The organism is Marinifilum sp. JC120 (assembly GCA_004923195.1).
In the GTDB taxonomy this organism is placed as follows: Bacteria; Desulfobacterota; Desulfovibrionia; order Desulfovibrionales; family Desulfovibrionaceae; genus Maridesulfovibrio.
Window position 1 is genome coordinate 1 of the sequence record RDSB01000106.1, and the last position, 785, is coordinate 785.

Annotated in this window: 1 protein-coding gene; it reads right to left on the reverse strand. The window is 39.7% G+C overall.

Annotated features, from left to right (window positions below; translation table 11 throughout):
- Window positions 1-785 (reverse strand): photosystem I chlorophyll a apoprotein A2 (gene psaB / locus D0S45_20590; protein ID TIH07328.1); only part of this gene is annotated, 785 nt, incomplete at both ends.

The window sequence follows — 785 nt, forward strand, 5'->3', positions numbered from 1 at the left end:
GCACCCTTTACTAAGATCAATGTRGTTGTATGTAAACCTAGAGCAATAGCATGATGAACCAARAARTCKCCRGGRCCWATTGTTAAGAATAGTGAATTACTATTCTCATTAATAGCATTTAACCAGCCMGGCAACCATATGCTTCGACCMGCATTRAATGCTGGGCCATTCGTKGAAGATAAAAGTACATCGAAYCCATASGAAGTYTTACCATGAGCAGATTGTATCCATTGGGCAAATATAGGTTCGATCAAGATTTGTTTYTCCGGAGTACCAAAAGCAAGCATGACGTCGTTATGAACATAAAGTCCCAAAGTATGGAACCCTAGAAAGAGGCTGGCCCAACTTAAATGGGATATGATAGCTTCTTTATGGTCTAACATTCTTGCTAATACGTTATCCTCATTCTGTTCTGGATTGTAATCTCTAATAAAAAAGATAGCTCCATGAGCAAAAGCTCCTGTCATGATGAATCCTGCAATATATTGGTGATGGGTATATAACGCAGCTTGAGTCGTAAAATCTTGCGCTATGAACGCATAAGCAGGTAAAGAGTACATGTGTTGAGCTACCAAGGAAGTAATAACTCCTAAGGAGGCTAGAGCAAGGCCTAATTGAAAATGAATCGAATTATTGATTRTGTCATAAAGACCCTTATGCCCACGCCCCAATCGTCCTCCCGGAGGAATATGTGCTTCTAAAAGATCTTTTATACTGTGTCCGATTCCAAAGTTCGTTCTATACATATGACCCGCAATGAGGAAAAGAATTGCGATAGCTAAATG